The organism is Streptomyces sp. NPDC002884 (genome assembly GCF_040295245.1).
Lineage (GTDB): Bacteria > Actinomycetota > Actinomycetes > Streptomycetales > Streptomycetaceae > Streptomyces.
Map to the genome: position 1 here is coordinate 1 of NZ_JBEOVB010000004.1, position 15,863 is coordinate 15,863.

At 71.4% G+C, this 15,863-nt stretch carries 15 protein-coding genes; 10 read left to right on the forward strand and 5 right to left on the reverse strand.

Annotation, left to right across the window (positions count from 1 at the left end; translation table 11 throughout):
- Positions 1-121 precede the first annotated feature (121 nt).
- Together ABT070_RS10065 and ABT070_RS10070 are read right to left on the reverse strand one after the other, a co-directional pair.
- A complete protein-coding gene (locus ABT070_RS10065; protein ID WP_351757398.1) occupies positions 122-856 on the reverse strand; it encodes a class I SAM-dependent DNA methyltransferase in 735 nt (244 codons plus the stop codon).
- Positions 857-1,051: 195 nt separating this feature from the next.
- Entirely contained in the window at positions 1,052-1,255 is a 204-nt protein-coding gene (locus ABT070_RS10070) for a cold-shock protein (protein ID WP_003974443.1), read from the reverse strand.
- Positions 1,256-1,543: 288 nt separating this feature from the next.
- Here ABT070_RS10070 and ABT070_RS10075 point away from each other — a divergent pair, with 288 nt between their 5' ends.
- The 3 genes from ABT070_RS10075 (at position 1,544) to ABT070_RS10085 (ending at position 4,800) form a co-directional block, all read left to right on the forward strand.
- Positions 1,544-2,392: a menaquinone biosynthetic enzyme MqnA/MqnD family protein gene (locus tag ABT070_RS10075; protein ID WP_351757401.1), complete on the forward strand. Its 849-nt coding sequence runs from the start codon at positions 1,544-1,546 to the stop codon at positions 2,390-2,392.
- Between the two features lie 72 nt (positions 2,393-2,464).
- Complete coding sequence (locus tag ABT070_RS10080; RefSeq protein ID WP_351757404.1) at positions 2,465-4,198, forward strand: serine/threonine protein kinase; 1,734 nt, start codon at positions 2,465-2,467, stop codon at positions 4,196-4,198.
- Positions 4,195-4,800 carry a hypothetical protein gene (locus tag ABT070_RS10085; RefSeq protein ID WP_351757407.1) on the forward strand — a complete coding sequence of 202 codons (606 nt, stop codon included), beginning with the start codon at positions 4,195-4,197 and terminating at the stop codon, positions 4,798-4,800. Before ABT070_RS10080 ends, ABT070_RS10085 begins: the two co-directional genes overlap by 4 nt.
- A gap of 11 nt (positions 4,801-4,811) precedes the next feature.
- On the opposite strand, the gene ABT070_RS10090 is transcribed toward ABT070_RS10085, so the two are convergent.
- Positions 4,812-5,807 (reverse strand): hypothetical protein, encoded by a 996-nt coding sequence (locus ABT070_RS10090; protein WP_351757410.1) that lies wholly within the window; start codon positions 5,805-5,807, stop codon positions 4,812-4,814.
- Positions 5,808-5,951: 144 nt separating this feature from the next.
- Here ABT070_RS10090 and ABT070_RS10095 point away from each other — a divergent pair, with 144 nt between their 5' ends.
- The 3 genes from ABT070_RS10095 (at position 5,952) to ABT070_RS10105 (ending at position 8,873) form a co-directional block, all read left to right on the forward strand.
- A complete protein-coding gene (locus tag ABT070_RS10095) occupies positions 5,952-6,989 on the forward strand; it encodes a prepilin peptidase (protein WP_351757413.1) in 1,038 nt (345 codons plus the stop codon).
- A gap of 71 nt (positions 6,990-7,060) precedes the next feature.
- Positions 7,061-8,260 (forward strand): cyclic dehypoxanthinyl futalosine synthase, encoded by a 1,200-nt coding sequence (gene mqnC, locus ABT070_RS10100; protein WP_351757416.1) that lies wholly within the window; start codon positions 7,061-7,063, stop codon positions 8,258-8,260.
- Between the two features lie 7 nt (positions 8,261-8,267).
- Positions 8,268-8,873: a hypothetical protein gene (locus ABT070_RS10105; protein ID WP_351757419.1), complete on the forward strand. Its 606-nt coding sequence runs from the start codon at positions 8,268-8,270 to the stop codon at positions 8,871-8,873.
- A 118-nt stretch (positions 8,874-8,991) separates the two neighbouring features.
- Here ABT070_RS10105 and ABT070_RS10110 read toward each other — a convergent pair whose 3' ends face one another.
- Positions 8,992-10,035: a chitinase gene (locus ABT070_RS10110; RefSeq protein WP_351757422.1), complete on the reverse strand. Its 1,044-nt coding sequence runs from the start codon at positions 10,033-10,035 to the stop codon at positions 8,992-8,994.
- 307 nt (positions 10,036-10,342) lie between these two features.
- On the opposite strand from ABT070_RS10110, the gene ABT070_RS10115 reads away from it, so the two are divergent.
- Genes ABT070_RS10115 through ABT070_RS10130 form a run of 4 tightly spaced genes read left to right on the forward strand, consistent with a single transcriptional unit; the run spans position 10,343 to position 15,330 of the window.
- Positions 10,343-10,753 (forward strand): hypothetical protein, encoded by a 411-nt coding sequence (locus ABT070_RS10115; RefSeq protein ID WP_351757425.1) that lies wholly within the window; start codon positions 10,343-10,345, stop codon positions 10,751-10,753.
- 19 nt (positions 10,754-10,772) lie between these two features.
- Positions 10,773-13,163, forward strand: coding sequence for a bifunctional polysaccharide deacetylase/glycosyltransferase family 2 protein (locus ABT070_RS10120; protein ID WP_351757428.1), 2,391 nt, complete (start codon positions 10,773-10,775; stop codon positions 13,161-13,163).
- Positions 13,163-14,602: an acyltransferase family protein gene (locus tag ABT070_RS10125; RefSeq protein WP_351757431.1), complete on the forward strand. Its 1,440-nt coding sequence runs from the start codon at positions 13,163-13,165 to the stop codon at positions 14,600-14,602. Before ABT070_RS10120 ends, ABT070_RS10125 begins: the two co-directional genes overlap by 1 nt.
- A gap of 32 nt (positions 14,603-14,634) precedes the next feature.
- Complete coding sequence (locus tag ABT070_RS10130; protein WP_057602793.1) at positions 14,635-15,330, forward strand: demethylmenaquinone methyltransferase; 696 nt, start codon at positions 14,635-14,637, stop codon at positions 15,328-15,330.
- A 185-nt stretch (positions 15,331-15,515) separates the two neighbouring features.
- Here ABT070_RS10130 and ABT070_RS10135 read toward each other — a convergent pair whose 3' ends face one another.
- The gene (locus ABT070_RS10135) at positions 15,516-15,830 is read right to left on the reverse strand and encodes a PASTA domain-containing protein (RefSeq protein ID WP_351757434.1); all 315 of its coding nucleotides are present in this window, start codon (positions 15,828-15,830) and stop codon (positions 15,516-15,518) included.
- Positions 15,831-15,863 lie beyond the last annotated feature (33 nt).

Below are 15,863 nucleotides of genomic sequence, written 5' to 3' on the forward strand. Positions count from 1 at the left end.
GTCGGCCCCTGCGGATTGCCGGTGACCGTGACGTTGTTCCTGCGCTCGATGTCCATACCCACCAGTTTCCCCGACCTCGCCCGTCACTCCGGTACCCGGCCGGGGTCACCCCATGCCCGGCTCAGGCGTCCTGCGCGGCCGGCCTGCGGGCGATGAGAAAGGCCTGCGGGGTCGACTCGGCGGGGCCCGGCTCCCGGACCGTGCGCGACACCATCGCGAAACCGGCCGCCGTCAGCAGCTCGGCCATCCGTTCCGGGCGGCGCCGCAGGAAGTCGATGGCGACCGGGTAGCCCCACGGCTGGTCGTAGTGGCGCGGTTCGTCGCCGACCTGGAAGGCGAAGAGGAGATGGCCGCCGGGGGCGAGCACGCGGAGGAACCCGGCGAAGAGGGCGGGCAGCTCGTCCACAGGGGTGTGGATGGAGGAGTAGAAGGAGACGACCCCCGCCAGACTCCCGTCGGCGAAGTCCAGCTCCAGCATCGAGCCCTGCTCGAAGCGGATCTCCGGATTCTCCCGCCGTGCGATCGCCAGCATCGACTCCGACAGGTCGAGCCCGCAGATGTCGAGCCCGCGCGAGGCGAGGAACCCCGTCGACCGGCCGGGACCGCACCCCAGGTCCGCCACCCGGCCACCGGCGCCGACGAGCTCGGCGTACGCGGTCAGTACGGCCCGCTCCAGCGGCTTGTCCACCAGCTCGCCACGGAAGCGCTCGGCGTACTCCTCGGCGATGGCGTCGTAGAAGGTACGGGTCACGGCGACGAAGCCGGGGGTGGCGGCGGCGGGAGTGGCGGGAGCGCCGGTGACGGAGGCGGAGTCGGAGGCGGGAGGAGTGGGGGTGGCGTCCGTGGTGTCGGTCATGGACGGGGACCCTAACCGCGCCCACTGACAATCCACGCCCACCTGCAACCCCGTGCCCGCCGACAGCACGGGAGCGCCGACAGTGCGGGAGCGCCGACAGCACGGGAGTGCCGGGCAAAGGCAGGAGCCCCGTGCCGGAAGGCACAGGGCTCCTTGGGTACTGCTCTCAGACTTACGATCTCAGGGTTCTGAAGATCAGACGGGGGTGACGTTCTCCGCCTGGGGACCCTTCGGGCCCTGCGTCACGTCGAAGGAGACCTGCTGGTTCTCCTCGAGCGAGCGGAAACCCTGCGCGTTGATCGCGGAGTAGTGGACGAAGACGTCGGGGCCGCCGCCTTCTTGGGCGATGAAGCCAAAGCCCTTTTCGGCGTTGAACCACTTCACGGTTCCGGTAGCCATAAGCCCTCCTTGGGCCCAAAGGGTTGCCCTGCTCCAGAACCCTGCAAGCGTGAAAGCAAGTGCCGCACAACTGCATACGTCTGAAAACGACGAGAGCCCGCGGTTACATGCTCCGCAGGCTCTGTACTGCAAGGGAAACCAAACTGCAACTTGCGGCGAGCCTAGCATGCAGGCACCCGAAAGCAATAGAGGTCAAGATCACGTCACCCGGATGTTTGAACATGCCCGGAAGAGCTTGACCGAGGGGGTGGAGTGCCCCCGCTATCCGATGGGGTCTAGCCTCGCGATGTGGACAATTCTCGCACCCGGCCGCGCGTCGGCCACATCCAGTTCCTCAACTGCCTGCCCCTCTACTGGGGGCTCGCGAGAACCGGCACGCTCCTCGACTTCGAGCTGACGAAGGACACCCCGGAGAAGCTCAGCGAGCGACTGGTGGCGGGCGACCTCGACATCGGGCCCATCACCCTCGTCGAGTTCCTCAAGAACGCCGACGACCTCGTCGCCTTCCCCGACATCGCGGTCGGCTGCGACGGCCCGGTGATGTCCTGCGTGATCGTCTCCCAGGTCCCGCTGGAGGAGCTCGACGGCGCCCGGGTCGCCCTCGGTTCGACCTCCCGCACCTCCGTGCGCCTCGCCCAGCTGCTGCTGGCGGACCGTTTCGGCGTACGGCCGGACTACTACACCTGCCCGCCCGACCTCAGCCTGATGATGCAGGACGCCGAGGCGGCCGTCCTCATCGGAGACGCGGCGCTGCGGGCCAACCTGCTGGACGGACCGAAGTTCGGCCTGGAGGTGCACGACCTCGGGGCGCTCTGGAAGGAGTGGACCGGCCTGCCGTTCGTCTTCGCGGTGTGGGCGGCCCGCCGGGAGTACCTGGAGCGCGAGCCGGTCATCACCCGTCAGGTCCACGAGGCCTTCATCGAGTCCCGCAACCTCTCCCTCGACGAGGTCGGCAAGGTCGCCGAGCAGGCTGCCCGCTGGGAGGAGTTCGACGAGCGCGTGCTCGAGCAGTACTTCACCACCCTCGACTTCCGCTTCGGCGGGCCCCAGCTGGAGGCCGTGACCGAGTTCGCCCGCCGGGTCGGCCCGACGACGGGCTTCCCGGCGGACGTGAAGGTCGAGCTGCTCCGGCCGTAGCCACGGCACTACGCTGCTGCCGAGTCCTAGGGGCCCCGCGGGGGCGCCTTTCGGGGGAGAGGTGGACGTCCCATGCAGCCGCTCGGAGCCGACGAACCCACGACCGTGGGTCCCTACCGGCTGCTCGGCCGCCTCGGTTCCGGCGGGATGGGCCGCGTCTACCTGGGGCGCAGCGCCGGCGGCCGCACGGTCGCCGTGAAGATCGTGCACCCGCACCTCGCGCTCGACGAGGAGTTCCGCGCCCGTTTCCGGCGCGAGGTCGACGCCGCGCGGCGGGTCGGCGGCGCGTGGACCGCGCCGGTCCTGGACGCCGACCCGGAGGCGACGGTGCCGTGGGTCGCCACCGGCTACGCGGCCGGCCCGTCCCTGGCCGCGGCGGTCGCCTCCGGCGGCGGACCGCTGCCCGAGCACTCCGTACGGGTGCTGGGCGCGGGCCTGGCGGAGGCGCTGGCAGCCGTGCACGAACTGGGCCTGGTGCACCGGGACGTGAAGCCGTCCAACGTCCTGCTGACGGTGGACGGTCCGCTGCTCATCGACTTCGGCATCGCCCGGGCGACCGACGGCACGGCGTCGCTCACCTCCACCGGCGTCTCGGTCGGCTCGCCCGGCTACATGGCCCCTGAACAGATCCTCGGCAAGGTCGCGTCCAGCGCGGCCGACGTCTTCTCCCTCGGCGCGGTGCTGGCGTACGCGGCGACCGGACAGCCCCCGTTCCCGGGGGACTCCTCGGCCGCCCTCCTCTACAAGGTCGTCCACGAGCAGCCCGAGCTGGGCGCGCCGGAGGGCCGGCTGCGGGGCGGACTGCGGGCGGTCGTCGAGGCCTGTCTGTCCAAGGACCCGACCGCCCGGCCGACCCCCGCCGAGGTGGCCCGGCGGCTCGCCCCCGAAGGCGCGGCCCGGCTGGTGGCGGGCGGGTGGCTGCCGGGTGCGCTGGTGGAACAACTGGGGCGGAGCGCCGTACAGCTGCTGAATCTGGAGGGGACGGGGGCCGGTGCGGAGCCGGCCCTGTCCGGACCGGTGGGGTTCAGCAGCCCGGCGGTGACCACGGGGAGCCCGGCGGTGACGCTGGGGGAGTTCGGGCCGCCGCCGGTGATGGGCGGAGGCGCCGCCGCTCCGGCCGACGAGCCGCGTCCCGTCCCCCAGCCGAGGGACGCCGGGCCGGCGGCCACCGGCCCGGACCGGCCGGGCAAGGTCTCCGTCACCGTGGCGGCCACCGCGACCCCGGGGGAGGGCGGCCGCGGGCGGCGGCTGAGCTGCACCGTCGCGCTCGCGGTCGCGGGGGCGATGGCGGCGGTCACGGTCGGGTCGGTGTTCCTGTTCCACCTGCTGCCGGGTGACGGGAACCGCAACGACGCCTCCGGCAGCGACGCCCACTCCTCGGCGCCGACGGTCGGTTCCTCGGCGCCGGCGAGCGGTTCGAGCTCCGACCCGACCGCCTCGGCGGCGTCCACCGCGCTCCCGGCCCGCTATGTCGGCACCTGGGAGGGCGAGGGCAGCGGTCTCGGCGGCACGCTTCCGATGGGCACCTTCCGCGTGACGGTCCGACAGGCCGCCGTGGGAGACAAGCTGGGGGAGCTGCGGCAGACCGATGTGCTCGGCGGCAGCTGTCTCGACATCCTGACGCTGAAGCAGGTGACGGAGAAGGAGGTCGTCGCCACCTCGGTCGGGGCCAAGGGCAACCACAGCGGCTGCAATCCCGAGCCCCACACGATCCGGCTCACCCCGACCGGCGACGACCTGACCTACGCCTCGGACAGCGCGGCGGAGGGCAATCCGGTGGCGCGCATGTCGAAGGTCGGACAATGAGCGGGTTCCCGTCCCGGCTCCGGTCCCGGTTCCGGGCCGGGTTCCGGTCCCCGGCCCGGTCCCGGGCCGGCCTCGGAATCGCCGGAGGCGTCCTCTTCCTCGCGGTCCTCCTCGCCGTCCTGCTGTTCGCCATGGGCCTGTGGAGGTGGTTCGTGCGCGTGACGGCGCCGGCGCTCGTGGACCTGCCCGGCGGCGGATGGACGGCCGGCGCGGTGCTCGGGCTGCTCTCGGTGGCCGGCTGGGCCGGCGGCGCCTGGTTCTCCTCCCCGGAACGCGACCGGGAGCGCGGCCGTACCCGCCCGGCGCGGGCCGGGTCCGCGATCGGGGGAGCGGTCTGCTGGACGGTGGCCCTCGGCGCGCTGATGTACGTCCTCGGCGCGCTGCCCGGCCGCAACTGCCGTTCGGGCGACGCGATGTGCGCGTACATCCCGGGCACCGGCAGCGTGTTCCTCGCCTACGCGGCCACGGCCGCACTGCTCGGCTGGCTCCGGTACCGCCGGCGCGGCACGGTGACCGCGGCACGTCGCGCGCAGGAGCGGGACCGGATGAGGAGGCTGCGCAAGAAGGGCGGGGGCAGGAGCAGGGCGGCCCGGGGGAGGTAGCCGGCGACGGTCTACTTCCGGGCCGGCGCCCCCTCTTCCTCGTCGAGCAACCTCCGCAACACGGGCGACAGTTCCGGCGCCCGCGCACCGGACGCCTGAGCCGCCGCGATCGTCCGGACATAGGCGAGCGCCTCCTGGCGCAGCCGGGCCTTCTCCTTGCCCTGCCGACTGCCCAGCACCCACACGCGTACGGCGAGCGGGACCAGGAACAGGGCGCCGACGACGGCGACCGGCATGTCCTGCGACACACCCCATGCCGCGCCCAGTACCCCGCCGAACAGCAGCAGACAGCCGCCCTCGTCGTGCCATCCGCCTTCGTCGGCGACCTGCTCGTAGGAGAGGACGGCCGCGGACTTCGGAGGGATCGGGACGGGCGACGGGGGCAGGTCGGACGGGGCCGACCGCGTCGGTGACGGCGGGGCCGCCCCAGGGAGGACCGACGACGGGTCCGGTGCCGCCCAGTCCGCCGATGGAGCCGTCGGCCCCGGCGGGGGCGTCCCCCCGTCCTCCTCCGGGACGGCCCTGTACGCGGGCACCGGCGCCGCGCCCTTCCCGGTCCCGCCGGACGACCTGCCCTCCAGCCACGCCGGCACGTGCGTCACCGGCAGCCCGTGGGCCCGGGCCACGCCGACGACCTCCCGGTAGCCGGCGAGCGTGCCGTGCACCAACGCGCGCTTCCAGCGGAGGTGTACGGCGCTCAGCGTGCCCACGGCGACGACGAGGAGGGGACCCGCGGGGGCGTACGAGAGCGGGAGTCGCTCGGCGAGCGCCGGGACCAGCTGCGCCATGAAGGGCCAGAGCACACCTGCCACCAGGGTGAGGCCTCCCACCCACACCAGCGGTCCGTGCCGGGTGGCTTCCAGGGCCCGCCGCCGTTCCGCCAGCAACTCGCTCACGGCCGCGTCGTCCGTGTAGTCCACGCCATGGCGCTCGCCGATCGCGCGCACCGCCGCGAGCACCCTGGCGTCGGACTCCAAGGTCGCCCGGCTCACCGGGAGAAGTGCCATCCGGGCCCCCGTTCTTCCTGCCGCATCCGGGGATGATGGCACGGACGTTCGACCGGTCGCGAGGTGCTTCGTGGCCGATTCCGTGCAGGCTTCATGAGGACGCGTCAGCGCCAGGACCCCTCCGGCTCCCTAGGATCTCTGTCGATGACCACACCTCCCGGTGACCTGGCACTGGTCACGATCGCGGCGCTCTGGGGCGCCATCGCGGGGGCGTTGCTGCCGCGGGCCGTCCACCGGTTCTCCGTGCCCTGGGAGGAGAGGGACGGCGGCTGGCGGACGACCTGCCCGAACGGCCACCCGATCCACGGGTGGCTCGGGCGAGCGAGATGCGCTCGCTGCGCCGAGTCGACACCGGCAACGGCAACGGCAACGGCACCGACATCGGCAACGGCAACGGCAACGGCAACGGCAACAGAGCCGACACCGGAGCCGACACCGGAGCCGACACCGGAGCCGGCTCCGACACCGACACCGACACCGGCTCCGACACCGGAGCCGGAGCCGGAGCCGGAGCCGAAGTGCGGGGCGGACGCGCCCCCCGCAGCCCCTCCCGCCACGCCTCCCGTCGTCACTCCCGCCGTCACTCCGCCTCCCGCCGTCACTCCCGCTCCCGCCGTCACTCCCGCCTCCTCTGCTTTCTCCGCGCCCGGTGCCGTCGGGCTTCCTCTCCTCACCGCCGGCGTCTGCGCCGCGCTCGCCGCGGCGACCGGTGTCCGGCCCGAGCTCGTCGTGTGGCTGTTGCTCGCACCGGCCGGGGTGCTGCTGGCCGCCGTCGACCTGCGGGTGCGCCGGCTGCCCGATCCGCTCACCCTCCCGCTCGCGGCCGCCGCCCTCGCGCTGCTGGGCCCGGCCGCGCTGCTGCCCGAGCACGCCGGCGACTGGACGACGGCCCTGCTGGGCGCGCTCGCCCTCGGCGGCGGATATCTCGTGCTGCATCTCGTCAACCCCGGCGGCATGGCCTACGGCGACGTGAAGCTGGCGCTGTCCACGGGCGCCGTCCTCGGCTGGTACGGCTGGGCGACGGTCATGCTGGGCACGTTCGCCGCGTTCCTGCTCGGCGCGCTGTACGGCGGTGTGCTGGCCGTCGTGGGACGGGCCGGCCGCGGGACGACGATCGCCTTCGGGCCGTTCATGCTCGTCGGGACCTTCGCCGGGCTGCTGATCGGTGCGTACGCGGCCTGACGTCCGGGTGCCGGGACCGCTGGCGTAGGCTGGTTCGGTCCGTCCACAACCCTTGACGAAAGGGACCTCCGGTGCCCGAGAAGGCCGACCTCCAGTCTGTGCTCGACCGCGCCGCGGACGGCGGGCGGATCACCCCGGAAGAGGCCCTCGACCTCTACCGCGACGCCCCCCTGCACGCGCTCGGCGCCGCCGCCGACGCCGTACGCCGCCGGCTGTACGCGGGCACCGAGCACATCGCCACGTACATCATCGAACGGAACATCAACTACACGAACGTGTGCGTCACGGCGTGCAAGTTCTGCGCCTTCTACGCGGCCCCCAAGGACAAGGCCAAGGGCTGGACGCGCGACCTCGACGACATCCTGCGCCGGTGCGCCGAGACCGTCGAGCTCGGCGGCACGCAGATCATGTTCCAGGGCGGGCACCACCCGGACTTCGGGGTGGAGTACTACGAGAAGCACTTCGCGGCCATCAAGGAGGCGTTCCCGCAGCTGGTGATCCACTCGCTGGGGGCGTCCGAGGTCGAGCACATGGCGCGGATCTCGAAGGTGTCGGTCGAGGAGGCCATCACCCGTATCCACGCCGCCGGCCTCGACTCCTTCGCCGGCGCCGGCGCCGAGCTGCTGCCCGCCCGTCCCCGCAAGGCCATCGCCCCGCTCAAGGAGTCCGGCGAGCGCTGGCTGGAGATCATGGAGACCGCGCACGGGCTGGGCGTCGAGTCGACGTCCACCATGCTGATGGGCACCGGCGAGACCAACGCCGAGCGCATCGAGCACCTGCGGATGATCCGTGACGTGCAGGACCGTACGGGCGGCTTCCGGGCCTTCATCCCGTACACGTACCAGCCCGAGAACAACCACCTGAAGGGCCGTACCCAGACGACCCTGTTCGAGTACCTCCGGATGATCGCGATCGCCCGGCTGTTCTTCGACAACGTCCGGCACATCCAGGGCTCGTGGCTGACGACCGGCAAGGAGGTCGGCCAGCTCTCCCTGCACTACGGCGCGGACGACCTCGGCTCGATCATGCTGGAGGAGAACGTCGTCTCCTCGGCCGGCGCCAAGCACCGCTCCAACCGCCTCGAGATCATCGACCTGATCCGTAAGGCGGGCCGCGTCCCGGCCCAGCGCGCGACGACGTACGAGCACCTCCTCGTGCACGACGACCCGGCGAACGACCCGGTGGACGAGCGGGTCATGTCCCACATCTCGTCGACCGCGATCGCCGGTGGCACGGCCCACCCCGAGCTGAAGCTCCTCGCTTCCAACTAGGGCCCTCTTGCAGACGATTCACGCCGACTCCAGGGGCCGGGCCCTCGCCGTCGAGGGCGCCTGGATCGCCGGGGCCGGCCCGCTGGAGCAGCTCGTCGCCGCGTATCCGTCGGCGCGGGTGCGCCGGTGGCCCGGCATCCTGACGCCCGGTCTCGTCAACCCGCACGGCACGGAGTTGCTGGAGGCGGCCTACCACCCCGACCCGCGCGAGGCCGACGAGCTGGGCACCGACCCGCTGACCGGGGACGCGCTCATCGCCCTGGCCCCGGACGACGCCCGCTGGGGCGCCAGCGCCCGGCGCGGGGTGCAGCGCATGCTGGCCCACGGCACGGTCGCCGTGGCCTGCGAGGAACTGCGCCGGCGCGCGGTGCGGGACGCGGTGGCCCGCTCCGGACTTGCGGTGGTGGGCCGGCCCGGAAGCCCCGGCGGGGCGCCCTCGCTGGATCCGTACGCCTGCGGCCTGCCGGTGGAGTTCGCCCCGCCCAGGGAACGGGGCTCCGCCGCCCGCTTCGCCGTCTTCGACGTGCCCGACGAGGCGGCCCTGCCGGCCCGGGGCGCGGGAACCTGCGTGGCCACGGTGATCGAGGGCCGCCTGGTGTACCGGCGGCGCTGAGCGCGCCCTTGCAGGGGCGCGGGCCTGTGACATCGTGCGGCTCCGCCGCGCGGGCGCGTCCAGCCACGACGCCCCGGCAGCCGACATACGACCGAACCTCCGGGCGCTGTTTCGGGCATTACTTCGAGAACGCCTCCGCGAACGCCCCCGCACTCTGTTCGACCCCACTGCAATTGGTCAACGCGTCGTCCGTGGACGAGCCGTCCTCGCACTGCTGGTCGCGGAACGTCGACCACATGGACACCCAGGAGATGCCCTTCTCCTCGGCGAACGTCCGCACCTGTGCCGCGTCCGCGAGCGAGAACGTCTCGTTGTCGACGTCGTTGGTGCCGATCATCGAGGTGAGCGCCATCCCCTTCCACGCGGCGGCGTCCGTCGTCCCGAAGGCCTTCTTGAGCTGCGCCTGCGCGGCCGTCGCCGACGTGATCGCGTACCCGCCCATGTCACCGGCGTACGACTCGCCGTAGTTCATCGTCATGAGGTTGACGGTGGAGACCTGGACGTCGTACTTGTTCGCGGACGCCAGCAGCGCCAGGCTGTCGGCGTCCAGCCCGGAGGGCATCACCGGGAGGGTGAAGGACACCTCGAGGTCAGGGCGCTCCTCCTGGAGGGCCGCGATCGCCTGGGAACGCAGGGCGACCGAGGCGGAGTCGGTCAGTTCGTCGCCCTCGATGTCGAAGTCGGCCTGGCTGGAGCCGGCCGCGTCGAGCGCCTCGCCGTACGCCTCCGCGAGTTCGGACGCGCTGTCACAGGTGGCCGCCAGCTCCTTGCCGGAGGCCCCGCCGAAGGAGACGCGCGCCGTGGCGCCCGACTCGGTCAGCGCCGAGATGCGGGACTTCACGGCGGAGTCGCCGATGGCGTTCGTACCGTTCCACTTCGGCGTACAGCCGCTGCCGCCGGAGATGACGAACGCCAGGTTGTACGTCGTCGGCGAGCCTGCCGAGTCGTTGTCGTCGGCCTCCACCGCGCTCACGTAGGGCGCGTAGGAGGTGCCGGTACTGGAGGATGTGGCGCTGGTCGATGGTGAGGGACTGCTTGCCTGTTCGCTCTCCGCGGGTGGTGCCGCGTCCGACGTGCTGTCGTCGGACCCCGCGGAGCATCCTGTAACGGCCAGGGCAAACAGGCAGGTGACCCCGGCCATCGGCATCGGGAAACTCCTCATTGCGTATGCACCCGCTCTCGTGATTTCTGTCTCAGCATGGAAACAAAGCGTGTTTCCCAAATGGAAATGTCTCACAAGTGGGCGGATCGCGCGGGAACAGTGGACACACAGACAGTTCATGGAGGTAACCGCGCAAAAGGTGATATCCACCCGCCCAAAAGGGACAATCAACCCTCCCATGGTGGGCAGGTGTCGCGCAGGGGATTAGGGGATCTCTCAGGGAAGAGACAGGTTCACGCGTTTCTCATGGGCCTCTCACAAGTGGCGCAGAGTTTGTGCCACATAAAGGCTCTCTAATATCCGTGGAATGCAATCCGAGCCTGCCATCGAAAGCCGTGCCGCCGCTCGCGGCAGCCGTCGCGGCCGCAAACGTGACGACGCCTCCGCCGAGGGGCCCGTGTTCGTTGACACCTCCGGACGCAGGTCCAAGCTGCTGCGCCGGATCGGCCTCCTGATGGGGGTCGGCTGTCTTGTGTACGCCGTCGTCCTCGGCGCCGCCTTCATGGGCTGGGGCACCTCCCTGGCCCCGTCCTCCCTGCTGCCGTTCGGCAACGGAGGCCCGCGCGGTTCCCAGAACTCCGGCCCCGGCGGCGCCCAGCCGCAGGGCGGTATCGGCACCCCGCCCTCGAGGCCCACCGGTACTCCGCCCACGGGCGTCGCCACCGGCGAGCCGCCGAGCTCCACCCCGACCGCGACCGCCTCCGCGGCCGCCAACTGACCGGAGTTCAGGCACTCCCATGACGACCACTTCCTCGCGCGGCCGCCGCCGTGCCCCGACCCGTATGGAGCGGGCGGCGGGCAAGGCCGCGGCGCTCCAGAAACCGCGTGTCATCCTCGCCCTGTTGCTCCTCCTCGCGCTGACCAGCGTGATGCTCCTCGACGGCTATCTGCGCGCCGAGGTCGGCGGGGACCAGCGGGTGCGTACCGGGGCCAGCGCCAGCAAGGTGCCCGAGAAGGTCCTCGACGGCGGCCCGATCCTGACCTTCCAGGGCGGCCAGGCCACCACCGTCTCGGTGCCGGACAAGACCATCGCGCTGACCTTCGACGACGGCCCGAACCCGACCTGGACGCCCCAGGTGCTGAAGATCCTCCAGGAGTACGACGTGCCCGGCACGTTCTTCCTGGTGGGCTCGATGGTCTCGCGCTATCCGGACATCGTGAAGGACATGGTCGACGAGGGCAACGAGGTGGGCATCCACACCTTCACCCACGTCGACCTCTCCTACCAGTCCGAGGCACGCGTCGACCGCGAGATGGAGCAGACCCAGCTCGCCCTCGCGGGCGCGGCCGGCATCACGACGACGCTCTTCCGCGCCCCGTACTCCTCCGAGACGGACGCCATCGACAACTACAGCTGGCCCGTCTACAAGGAGCTCGGCGAGGACGGCTACACCAGCGTCTTCGTCGACACGGACAGCGACGACTGGAAGAAGCCGGGCGTCTCGAAGATCATCGAGGGGGCCACGCCGGAGGACGGCAAGGGCGCGTCGGTGCTCTTCCACGACGCGGGTGGCGAGCGCTCACAGACGATCAAGGCGCTGCCGACGTACATCAAGAAGATGAAGGCCGCGGGCTACACCTTCACCACCATCAGCGGTGTGATGCAGGAGCAGAACGCCGCGGCCCGGGAGGCCTCTGGTACGGGCCAGCAGCAGGCCGCGGGTGCGGCCGGGGCCGGCGCGGCGACGGCGACCGAGGGGACCGCGGGGACCGCGGGAACCGGGGGAGCGACGGGAACCGAGGGGGCGACCGGCGGGCAGTCCGGCAACGTGCCCAACGGCGAGGGCGGCACCGGCGGCACCGGGCAGACCATCGACCGCCTCCAGTCGGCGCACCGCGAGGCCACCGGCGTGACGCTCTACGAGGGCAAGGCCCTGATCGCGGCGGTCACCCTCGCCGAGTGGACCGTGCCGACACTGTCGGTGGGGCTGATGATCGTCGGCGTGGCCGTCATGGGCCGGTTCGGGATGATGCTGATCCTGGCCCGCCGGCACTACAGAAAGCGCAACAAGCGCCGCTTCAGCTGGGGGCCGACCGTCACCCGGCCGGTCAGCGTGATCGTCCCGGCGTACAACGAGAAGGAGTGCATCGCCAACACCCTGAAGTCGCTGGCGAAGAGCACCCATCCGATCGAGATCATCGTGGTGGACGACGGTTCGACGGACGGCACCTCCGAGATCTCGCGCGAGGCGGCGAGGGCCCTCGGCATGACGAACGTCCGCGTCATCCGGCAGGAGAACGCGGGCAAGCCGGCCGCCCTCAACAACGGTGTCCGCAGCGCCAGCTACGACATCGTCGTGATGATGGACGGCGACACGGTCTTCGAGCCGGACGCCGTGCACCAGCTCGTGCAGCCCTTCGCCGACCCGAAGGTCGGCGCGGTCGCCGGCAACGCCAAGGTCGGCAACCGCGACACGATCATCGGCGCCTGGCAGCACATCGAGTACGTGATGGGCTTCAACCTCGACCGCCGCATGTACGACCTGCTGCGCTGCATGCCGACGATCCCCGGCGCGATCGGCGCGTTCCGCCGCGAGGCCGTGCTCGACGTCGGCGGCATGAGCGAGGACACCCTCGCCGAGGACACCGACATCACCATCGCCATGCACCGCGGCGGCTGGCAGGTCGTCTACCAGGAGCACGCCAAGGCCTGGACGGAGGCGCCCGGCTCCCTGAAGCAGCTGTGGTCCCAGCGCTACCGCTGGTCCTACGGCACCATGCAGGCGCTGTGGAAGCACCGCAAGTCCCTGACGGACAGGGGGCCTTCGGGCCGCTTCGGCCGGGTGGGCATGCCGCTCGTGGTCCTCTTCCAGATCATCACGCCGGTCTTCGCCCCGCTCATCGACGTGTTCACGATCTACTCGATGATCTTCGTCGACTTCCAGGCGGCCCTGCTGGCCTGGCTCGCGGTCCTCGGCGTGCAGCTGGGCTGCGCGGCCTACGCGTTCCGCCTGGACCGCGAGAAGTACCGCTACCTGCTGATGATGCCGCTCCAGCAGCTGGCCTACCGCCAGATGATGTACCTCGTCCTCATCCACTCCTGCATCACCGCCCTCACCGGCGGCCGCCTGCGCTGGCAGAAGCTGAAGCGCACCGGCGAGGTCGGCACCCCCGCCGGGGTGAGCTGATGAGCTGGGAGCAGCAGGGCTTCGGCCAGGGGTACGGCTACGAGCACGGGCAGCCGTCGTCCTACCCGTACGGGTACGACGGCTACGGGCAGCAGCAGCCCCATCCCCAGCAGCCGTATCCCCAGCAGCCCTCTCCCCAGCAGTACGGGCAGGCGCCGTATGCGCAGGAGTACGGGCAGCAGCCGTATCCGCAGCAGCCGTATCCGCAGGAGTACGCGGAGTACTCACAGCACGCGGAGTACGGGCAGGGCGTCGCCGTCGAGGAGACGGCGACCCTGCCGCCGGTGGACGCGGACCCGGACGCGAACCCGGATCCGGACCCGGAAGCCGTTCGGGAGCCCGGAGCCGGGGCGTCCGTGGCCGAGGAGGCGACGGAGGAGCCCCCGCCCCCGTCCAGGCCCGCTGCTCCCCAGCGCGACCGCTACTTCGACACGCTCCGCGCCCTCGCCCTCATCCGTGTCGTTGCCTACCACACCTTCGGCTGGGCCTGGGCGGGCATGGTCTTCCCCTCCATGGGGATCATGTTCGGCCTGGCCGGCACCCTGATGGCGAAGTCCCTGGAGCGTCCGGCGCTGAAGGTGGTGAAGAGCCGCTTCCGCCGGCTCCTTCCCCCCTTCTGGTTCTGGGGCGTCTTCGTCGTCCTGGCGATGCTGATCCACGACTGGATGCCGGGCTGGGAGATCGTCTACTGGGTCGTGCCGCTCGGCGACCCGCCGGGCAACGCCTGGGGCCAGCAGGCCTGGGAGATCCTCTGGTACCTGCGGACGTACCTCTGGTTCGTCCTGCTCTCCCCGCTCCTGCTGCGCCTGTTCCGGCTGGCCCGGGTTCCCGTGCTGGTGCTCTCCCTCGCGCCGATCCTGGTGCTGACCTTCGTGTGGGCGGGCCCGGACAACCGCGTCGGCACCGCGATGTGGGACCTGTCGACGTACCTCTTCTGCTGGATGCTCGGCTTCGCGCACCGCGACGGCGTCCTGCAGCGCATGAAGCCGGCCCTGGTGGTCGTGATGTCGCTCGCGGCGATCGGATTCGGCGGCTGGTACGCCTTCACGCACCAGGCCGAGTTCGGCACCTACGACCTCGACGAGGACCCCCTCGCGCAGGCGTTCTGGTCGGCGGGCTTCGTCATGCTGCTGATGTGGGCGAAGGCGTACTTCGGGATCGACTTCGCCTGGCTCACCCGCTTCCGGCGCACGAACCGCATCGTCACCGTCTTCAACGCGCGCGCGGTGACGATCTACCTCTGGCACGAGATAGCCCTGATCCTGGCCGTGCCGCTGATCGACCGGTTCTGGGACATCCCGGCCTTCGAGAAGTACCTGCCGCTGGAGAGCCAGTGGTTCATGTTCGGCGTGGGCTGGCTGCTGATCGCCCTGTTCGTGCTGCTCTGCGGGTGGGTCGAGGACGTCGCGGCACGGAAGAAGCCGAGGCTCCTGCCGTGAGCCGGTGAGGAGGGGGCTGCCACAATGGGCGGGTGACCCGTGCTTCCCTGAACAAGCAGCCCCACGAAGTCGCCTCGATGTTCGACCGCGTGGCGGAACGGTACGACCTGACCAACGACGTCCTGTCGCTCGGCCAGGACCGGAGGTGGCGCAAGGAGGTCGCGAAGGCGGTCGACGCCCGCCCCGCCCAGAAGGTCCTGGACCTCGCCGCGGGTACGGCGACGTCCTCCCTCCCCTTCGCGCGGACCGGCGCCTATGTCGTCCCGTGCGACTTCTCCCTCGGCATGCTCCAGGTCGGGAAGAGGAACCACACCTGGCTGCCGTTCACCGCCGGGGACGCCACGCGACTGCCCTTCAAGGACGACGTCTTCGACGCCGTCACCATCTCCTTCGGCCTGCGCAACGTGCAGGACTTCGACGCGGCCCTGCGCGAGATGTACCGGGTGACCCGGCCCGGCGGACGCGTCGTGATCTGCGAGTTCTCGCACCCGACCTGGGCGCCTTTCCGGACCGTCTACACCGAGTACCTGATGCGCGCGCTGCCCCCGGTCGCCCGCGCGGTCTCCTCCAATCCGGACGCCTACGTCTACCTCGCCGAGTCCATCCGCGCCTGGCCGGACCAGCCCGCCCTCGCCGAACACCTGCGCAAGGCCGGCTGGTCGAAGGTCGCCTGGCGCAACCTGACGGGTGGCGTGGTGACCCTGCACCGAGGCTTCAAGGAGGCCTGAGCCCGCCTCGCGCGTCAGCGCGGCCCGGACCACTCGTGCGGCCGGACCACTCGTGCGGCTCGGACAACTCGTGCGGCCCGGACGCACAGTGCGGCTCCGACCCTCCATACGGCTGCGGCGCCCGGTGGGGCTGCGGCGCTCGGTGCGGTGCGGTGCGGTGCGGGCCGACTCCGGCTGCCCTGCCGCTACCCGGTGATCGCCGCGAAGGGATGTCCTGGCCCGTCCAGCTCGCGCTGCAGCCCGCCTCCGCCCGGTCTGGGCACCCGAGGCTCACGCACGCCCGCGCCTCCGCCGCCCTCGCCTTCGCCGAACTCGAACCACACGGTGACGACGGCGCCGCGCGGCACCTCGACACCGGGTGGCGGGTACTGCCGTACGACGTAGTCCACGACCGCGCGGTGGAACTCGGGCCGGTCCGGTGCGGCCAGCAGTACACCTTGTGCAGCGGCCGCCTCGCGCGCGTCCACAGCCATCAGACCGACGAGTCTCGGCACACGCACGTCGGGTTTTTTGGGTGGTATGAGCACAAATGT

Coding starts and splice junctions, on each gene's coding strand:
- ABT070_RS10065 (WP_351757398.1), bottom strand. CDS start 856: ATGACCGACACCACGGACGCCACCCCCACTCCTCCCGCCTCCGACTCC.
- ABT070_RS10070 (WP_003974443.1), bottom strand. CDS start 1,255: ATGGCTACCGGAACCGTGAAGTGGTTCAACGCCGAAAAGGGCTTTGGC.
- ABT070_RS10080 (WP_351757404.1), top strand. CDS start 2,465: ATGCAGCCGCTCGGAGCCGACGAACCCACGACCGTGGGTCCCTACCGG.
- ABT070_RS10085 (WP_351757407.1), top strand. CDS start 4,195: ATGAGCGGGTTCCCGTCCCGGCTCCGGTCCCGGTTCCGGGCCGGGTTC.
- ABT070_RS10090 (WP_351757410.1), bottom strand. CDS start 5,807: ATGGCACTTCTCCCGGTGAGCCGGGCGACCTTGGAGTCCGACGCCAGG.
- ABT070_RS10095 (WP_351757413.1), top strand. CDS start 5,952: ATGACCACACCTCCCGGTGACCTGGCACTGGTCACGATCGCGGCGCTC.
- ABT070_RS10110 (WP_351757422.1), bottom strand. CDS start 10,035: ATGAGGAGTTTCCCGATGCCGATGGCCGGGGTCACCTGCCTGTTTGCC.
- ABT070_RS10115 (WP_351757425.1), top strand. CDS start 10,343: ATGCAATCCGAGCCTGCCATCGAAAGCCGTGCCGCCGCTCGCGGCAGC.
- ABT070_RS10120 (WP_351757428.1), top strand. CDS start 10,773: ATGACGACCACTTCCTCGCGCGGCCGCCGCCGTGCCCCGACCCGTATG.
- ABT070_RS10125 (WP_351757431.1), top strand. CDS start 13,163: ATGAGCTGGGAGCAGCAGGGCTTCGGCCAGGGGTACGGCTACGAGCAC.